The following is a 6,956-nucleotide window of genomic DNA, read 5'->3' as shown; positions in this document are numbered from 1 at the left end:
GCATTAATGGTTAATGCCACACTAGCCTGTGCTGTTGCACCATTGCCATCACTGACTTGATAGGTAAAACTGTCAACGCCATTGAAGTTACTATTGGGGGTATAACTGAACGAGCCATCGCTATTGAGCGCCAAGCTACCATGACTGACATTCGTTAGTGGCGTTGTATTCACAGTTAAGCTATCACCGTCGACATCGCTATCATTCGCCAGTAAATGGTCGCTGTCAGTCACCAACTTAGTTAAGCTCAAGTCTTCATCAAGGCTATAACTATTAGCGGTTGCATTAGGCGCATCATTAATCGCGTTAATGGTTAATGACACACTGGCCTGTGCTGTCGCACCATTGCCATCACTGACTTGATAGGTAAAACTGTCAACGCCATTGAAGTTACTATTGGGGGTATAACTGAACGAGCCATCACTATTAAGTGTCAAGCTACCATGACTGACATTCGTTAGTGGCGTTGTATTGACCGTTAAAGTATCACCATCGACATCGCTATCATTCGCCAGTAAATGGTTGGGATTGTTAATTGATACGATCACATTCACATCTTCAGGAGAAGAATAACTATTATTTATCGCGATGGGATTATCATTTACCGGTAAAACCGTTACCGTTAACGTTCCGGTATTGGTTGCATTGAAGCTATCAGAAACCGTATAGCTAGCAGTGATCTGACCAAAAAAATCAATATTTGGGGTAATATGGACTGCATTATTTACAATAACTGCATTACCACTATCAACATCTACAGATGTTAGTGATAATTGGTCGCCATCTGCATCGCTATCATTCGCGAGCACATCAACTACTGCCGTCGTATCTTCATTAATAGTAACAGTTTCATTATTTACCGTAGGGGCATCATTTAACGGCATAACAGTGATATTGACATTGGCAGTATCGGTTAATTGGTTACCGTTTATAATCTCATATGTAAAACTGTCTATCCCACTAAAATTAGCATTAGGGGTATAGTTAAAACTACCATTCTCTTCTAATACTAGCGTGCCTTTTTGTGGCGATGTTACTGGTGTTGTATTAACTTTTAAAACGGAACTATCAAAGTCCATATCATTTAATAATAGCCCTGCTCCCTCATCAACCTGTAAATTACTATCTTCATCTACTTGATAATTGTCATCGAGAGCGATAGGGATATCTGCCGTTGACCGAACAGTAATAGTCACAGAGGCTTGTGAATAAAGATCTGCTGAATTCTTAATTTGATATTGAAATTGATCAACACCAAAGAAGTTACTGTTTGGGATATAAGTGAAAGTACCATCGAGGGCAAGATTTAACTGACCATGCTGAGGTTGCGAAAGTAAGTTGGCTACTAACTCAAAGGTTAAGCCATTAGGATCACTATCATTCGCTAAAATTCCCAAATTAACCGTATCGATGACTAAGGTTGTATCTTCATCAATAGTGTAATCATCATTTTGCGCAATAGGTGGTAAAATATCTCCGTTGGCTAATATTTTAACCTTTGCATATGCCGACGCACCTTGGCTATCCAATATTTGATATATAAATTCATCATTTTCTAATAATGGCGCAAATGATTGATAAGAAAATGTGCCATCATTTCTCAGTATTAAAGTACCATTTTTTGGTGCTTCTACAGGCGTTGTTGATACACTCAAAACAGTATCATCAACATCATAGTCATTACTTAATAGGTTAGTTATATCAAAGTCAATAAAGCCAGTAGTATCTACACGGTAAGAATCATCAATAGCAATTGGTGGATCATTTATAGGTAAAACATCAAAAACAACTGTAGCTGAAGCATTACCTCCTTCAGCATCAACAACCCGATAACTTACACTGTCACTACCATAAAAGTTGGCATGTGGCGTATAGGTTAAAAGGTTGCCATTAACAATCAAGGTACCGTTAGCAGGTTGTAACAAAATGCTATCTAGTACCATAGATTGTCCTTCCGGATCTTGATCATTATCCAAGACATTAACCGTTAGTGCTTCATCTTCATTTAACTGATAGTTATCATTATTTGCAATCGGTGGTAAATTAGGGGTCCCGCCTACCCTTGGAAGAATGTGAGGCACAGAGGCTCCACTTTCACCGCTATTATCAATACCGGTAACTAGCAGTGAGTAATCTTTGCTCAATTCACCATCTGTAAATTGCGCTGATGTAGCTTTAATTGCAAGGCGCTGCACACCATTATCAAGTTGCAGCGCATTTAAAGTCGTTAAGCCAAGTTCGGTAGCAGCATATAAATTATAACGCTCAACTTTATCGTTACCTGACCATGAAACAGAAACAATACCGTTTTCTCTGCTGGCATTAATGGCTGATATTTGAATTGGTTGCCAATTTACATTCAATGCATCAACAACAGCGCTATTACCCAAACTATCTTCAACAACAAGCTCTATGCGCAAAGGCCCCGCTATTTCTCCAGCTAATTGTGGGTTAAACCCTGTGATCGTCGATTGAAAATCTGGGCGACAATTATTCAGACATAAAATAAAATTCCGCTCAACATTTGGCAAATATAGTGAAACCTGTTTCATCACATCAATATCTGACGCAACAACACCTAAAGTTAAGTTCCCTTCAATGTTCGTCGAAGTGTTTACATGCCTTAAAGCCCCCACCGCATTTGAAAAACTACTGTTGATATTAGCGAGGCTATTAGTTTCTATCCCATTAACTTTTTTAGCCACTAGTAATTGATTGCCTGTTTGACCAGATAAATCCATTGTCGGTTCGGATGGGCTGGTTACTGGTGGCACCGTTATTGGCGCAGTATTATTAGGCGTAGTAGATGAGGTTGAATCGCCCCCACCACAGGCAGTTAGACTAAGAAAAACAATGATATACATACATCTACTACTAAACATTTTTATTAATCCTAGAGCCTATGGCTGAATCTTAAATGAGCCGTCAGCATTCACTGAGGGGTTATTGATTTCTTGTAACGAAAAGCCTCCAACGAGCTCATCTAAGCCATTTGAAAAAGCAGCAAAAATTGAGCCATCAGCTCGGTTGTCACCATGAGATGCAAAATTAATCCCCAACTCAAGTTGATCAATATTGATAAGTCCAGAATAAGCAGCAAACCACTCCCCTTCACTGTCACTAAAACTCAATGTTCCGCCGGGTACCGAAGCATTATCGAAGTCAACTGTCATGCTCATAGTAAAATCACTAACCTGCCCAACACTCGAATTAACAATACTCTCACTAACATTACTGTAAGAAAGTGTACCTGTGCGCTCAGAGATCAACTCAGCTATCGGTAGATCTTTAACTCCTTGCCATTCAGACTCACCATAAATACCTTTATCATCAAGTTCATTGCCATCATATGTTAAAGCATCTGTAGAAATTGGAGCTGCATCAGTGTTTGCAACCACAACACCTGAGGCTTGATCATCCTTTGAGTTTTCATTTTTAGCACTTTCATCAGCTTTCTTAGGGGCAGTCGTAGAGTAACCTAGTGAGATACTAGCAGGAGCCTGGATCATTCGAGTAACAACCCCTTGATTATTAACAGAAGCGAATGAAAAATCCTCTGAACTCCCTAAAGACAAAGTGGTTTGATCAGCTAACTCAACATCAATATTGCCACTATAAACGGCAAATAACACCTCATCGTCAATCACTTCTACAGCAAAGTGAGTGCCTCGAATACCAATACTGCCAACAGGTGTTTTGATTTGATAATCACCGCCCGACTTTTTAATTAAGCCGCTGATAGAGCGTAAGCCACCACTGATTATCTCTAATGTCGCTGAACCTTCACCAGCTTCAGGGTTAAACTTATAATTGCTAATCAAAATTTCAGTATTTTCTTTTAAGGTAATCAAGCCACCATCAGACATACTAAATTGTGCTTTGCTTTTATCACCAGTGATAATGTTATCAACATCAAATATTTCTGACCGGCGTCGTAAGGGCCTTTTCTCTTTACTTGCTTGATGTTGTGCTTCGACTTTACCTTTGGCTAGAATAGTTTTACCCGCAGCAATATTCGCATACGAGCTATAATGGGTAGTCATCAATAATAAGAACAAACTAAGTAAAACCAGAAAATTCCAACTTGGTTTTTGTACTATAAATGTAAAATTATTCATATTGTTCACCTAGAAGCTCATACGTGCGGATAAGTTTATATCAGCACGCTGATAAGAAAAAAGCGCCAAATTACTGTCTTTATCTTGGATTGATGCACTTAAACGATAAGACCATGCTTTGGAATCCTGATATTGGATTGATGTCCCCAGCAGCCACATATCATCATTACGTTTATCAAAAAAGAATGGATGATCAAATTGGTAAGCCTGATGCTGATAACTTATATTAGCATTGGCCAGCCAATACTGATTGAAAGCAAAGTCGGCCGTATAATTTAAAGCTTGGATTTTTCTATCATTATGCTGACTTTCGCTATACATACTTTGTTCTTGTGAATAAACAAGCGAAAGTGCGTGTCGCCACCTTTTATCAACATACTGTGCACTGAGTTGTATCGAAGCGTCATCGGTATTTAATTGGCTATTAACGTCATTTTTAGTCTGGCCCAAAAAAACTTCAGATGAAAGCAACCAGCGCTTATCAATAAATTTACTTAAACCAGCCGTAGCACCAAACTTAGTACGATAGTAGCGATCATTAAGCCACAAAGGCACGATCCTTATACCAACACTCGCACTTAAGTCAGCAAAGTCTTTCTTATACTGCAAGTTATTACGAATTGAAAAGCGATTAAAATCATTGTCCTGATTAAAATAATGTAATTTGCCCAAAGTTGAGAAAAAGAGTCTTGATGATTGAGTTAGCGTTTTATTTGCTATGAGCTGATAGCCAACAGATAAGTAACTATCACTATTTTCTTTACTATTATCAGATAAAATAATGTCTTGGTTTAACAAAGGTAAAAATATATTGTCTTCACTAGTGCCGGCATTCACATTTGAATCGTAGCCTAAGCTAACATCTACTGATTGCATAATATTTAATGACTGCTTACTTAATAAAGCAACAGCTAGGGCTTTAAGTTGTGTCGTTGAATCTTTTAATTTTAAAGAAACATTTTCATTCTCATTAAGCGACTCAGTAACTTCTATGACGGCTTGGTAGTTCTTCATAGCAAAATAGGCATGGGCAAGATAATACTGAGCATCTAACCAACTAGGCCGGTTAGCAACAACACGCTCAAAAGCGTATAATGCCCGTTCACTTTCTTGCACTTTCAATGCAGCAAGGCCATATAGAAAGTCAAAATCTTCATCACCTAAGTATTCAGCTTCAAGTAACTTAGCTTGCTGCCAAGCGCTACCACTTTGCTTAAGTAATATTTTTTGTTTTAACTGGGTAAAAGCAACACTTTCTCTAAATGTGTTGGCGTAAGTAGTTTTGCTAGCGAGTAACAACAAGAAAAAAAATACGAGAATTTTCTTCACTCATTCTTCCAAATCGATTTTATATAAACATATTCAAGCTCAATAAATGGCTAAATGCAATTAACTTGTATGCTTTAAGTGATTTTATTCAAACTACTACGACATAAAACTAATCAACAATATTAATTAGCCTTTATTTTTTAATAAAAAAAAGCCACTTGGCAGTGGCTTGATTATAAATAAGTTAATTAATGCTTATTTAGCTGGTGCTTCAACTTTGTCAGTTGTTTCAAGCACTTTATTTTTTGACAACAATAATTCACGTAAACGCGTGTCAATCTCTTTGGCTATTTCAGGGTTTTCTTTCAAGTGCTTAGCAGCATTTGCTTTACCTTGACCAATTTTATCGCCTTTGTAGCTATACCAAGCGCCTGCTTTTTCAACCATTTCATGTTTAACACCTAAGTCGACCAATTCACCTAAGCTGTTAATACCTTCACCATATAAAATTTGGAACTCAACTTGTTTAAATGGTGGAGCAATTTTGTTCTTAACCACTTTAACACGAGTTTCGTTACCCACGATTTCATCACCGTTTTTAACCGCACCAATACGGCGAATATCTAAACGTACTGAAGCGTAGAATTTTAACGCATTACCACCTGTAGTGGTTTCCGGTGACCCAAACATAACACCAATTTTCATACGAATTTGGTTAATGAAAATAATCATGGTATTTGATTGTTTAAGGTTACCTGTTAACTTACGCATAGCCTGTGAAAGCATACGTGCTTGCAAGCCCATGTGTGAGTCACCCATGTCACCTTCAATTTCCGCTTTTGGTGTTAACGCAGCAACCGAGTCTACAACGATGATATCAATAGCACCTGAGCGCGTTAACATGTCACAAATTTCAAGTGCTTGCTCACCGGTATCAGGTTGAGAAACTAATAAGTCATTAATATTAACACCGAGTTTTTCAGCATAAATAGGGTCAAGTGCATGCTCAGCATCAACAAAGGCACATACTTTACCATTGCGCTGCGCTTCAGCAATAACTTCCAATGTTAATGTAGTTTTACCACTGGATTCTGGACCGTAAATTTCTACAACACGGCCAAGCGGCAAACCACCCGCACCTAGTGCGATATCCAAACCTAATGAACCTGTTGAAATAGTTTCAACATCCATGCTGCGATTGTCACCCAATTTCATAATTGAACCTTTACCAAATTGACGTTCGATTTGGCTTAAGGCAGCTGATAATGCTTTTTCTTTGTTATCGTTCATAAAATGCTCCACGATGATTTAGGTGCTTAATTCGTTTCAATGACGCAAGTATACTGTATAGTCGTACAGTATCAAGTTTTTTATTGATTTATTTTATATGCGCGAAAAAATAAATTTACCGATACTTTTTAAGTATTGAAAAACAATGACTTTTTACTAATTAGTAACTTTTAGCAGTTGCTATAAAAAAAGTTACTCAGCTAATTAACAGGCGCTATACAGTCGTTTATATTTGCTTTACTTGTCGAGCATTTTATAAAAATAGAAAGATTTGATTAT

4 protein-coding genes are annotated in these 6,956 nt (G+C 37.7%); all 4 read right to left on the bottom strand.

All coding sequences use genetic code 11. The features are described 5' to 3' along the window. Positions 1 to 2,882, bottom strand: a 2,882-nt coding sequence (locus tag B0169_RS18755; protein ID WP_143323608.1) for an Ig-like domain-containing protein, incomplete at its 3' end; no start/stop codon positions are given. Positions 2,883 to 2,900: 18 nt separating this feature from the next. Continuing rightward, a complete protein-coding gene (locus tag B0169_RS18750) occupies positions 2,901 to 4,118 on the bottom strand; it encodes a FecR family protein (RefSeq protein WP_077288438.1) in 1,218 nt (405 codons plus the stop codon). Between the two features lie 9 nt (positions 4,119 to 4,127). Continuing rightward, positions 4,128 to 5,447 (bottom strand): porin family protein, encoded by a 1,320-nt coding sequence (locus B0169_RS18745; protein WP_143323607.1) that lies wholly within the window; start codon positions 5,445 to 5,447, stop codon positions 4,128 to 4,130. A gap of 195 nt (positions 5,448 to 5,642) precedes the next feature. After that, on the bottom strand, positions 5,643 to 6,677 hold the full coding sequence (recA, locus tag B0169_RS18740; RefSeq protein WP_077288436.1) for a recombinase RecA: 1,035 nt from the start codon (positions 6,675 to 6,677) through the stop codon (positions 5,643 to 5,645). Positions 6,678 to 6,956: the final 279 nt, after the last annotated feature.

The sequence above is a fragment of the Cognaticolwellia aestuarii genome, assembly GCF_002000025.1.
In the GTDB taxonomy this organism is placed as follows: Bacteria; Pseudomonadota; Gammaproteobacteria; order Enterobacterales; family Alteromonadaceae; genus Cognaticolwellia; species Cognaticolwellia aestuarii.
Note: the sequence above shows the minus strand (reverse complement) of the source record. Positions and strands in the feature narration are given on the sequence as shown.

Coding starts and splice junctions, on each gene's coding strand:
- B0169_RS18750 (WP_077288438.1), bottom strand. CDS start 4,118: ATGAATAATTTTACATTTATAGTACAAAAACCAAGTTGGAATTTTCTG.
- recA (WP_077288436.1), bottom strand. CDS start 6,677: ATGAACGATAACAAAGAAAAAGCATTATCAGCTGCCTTAAGCCAAATC.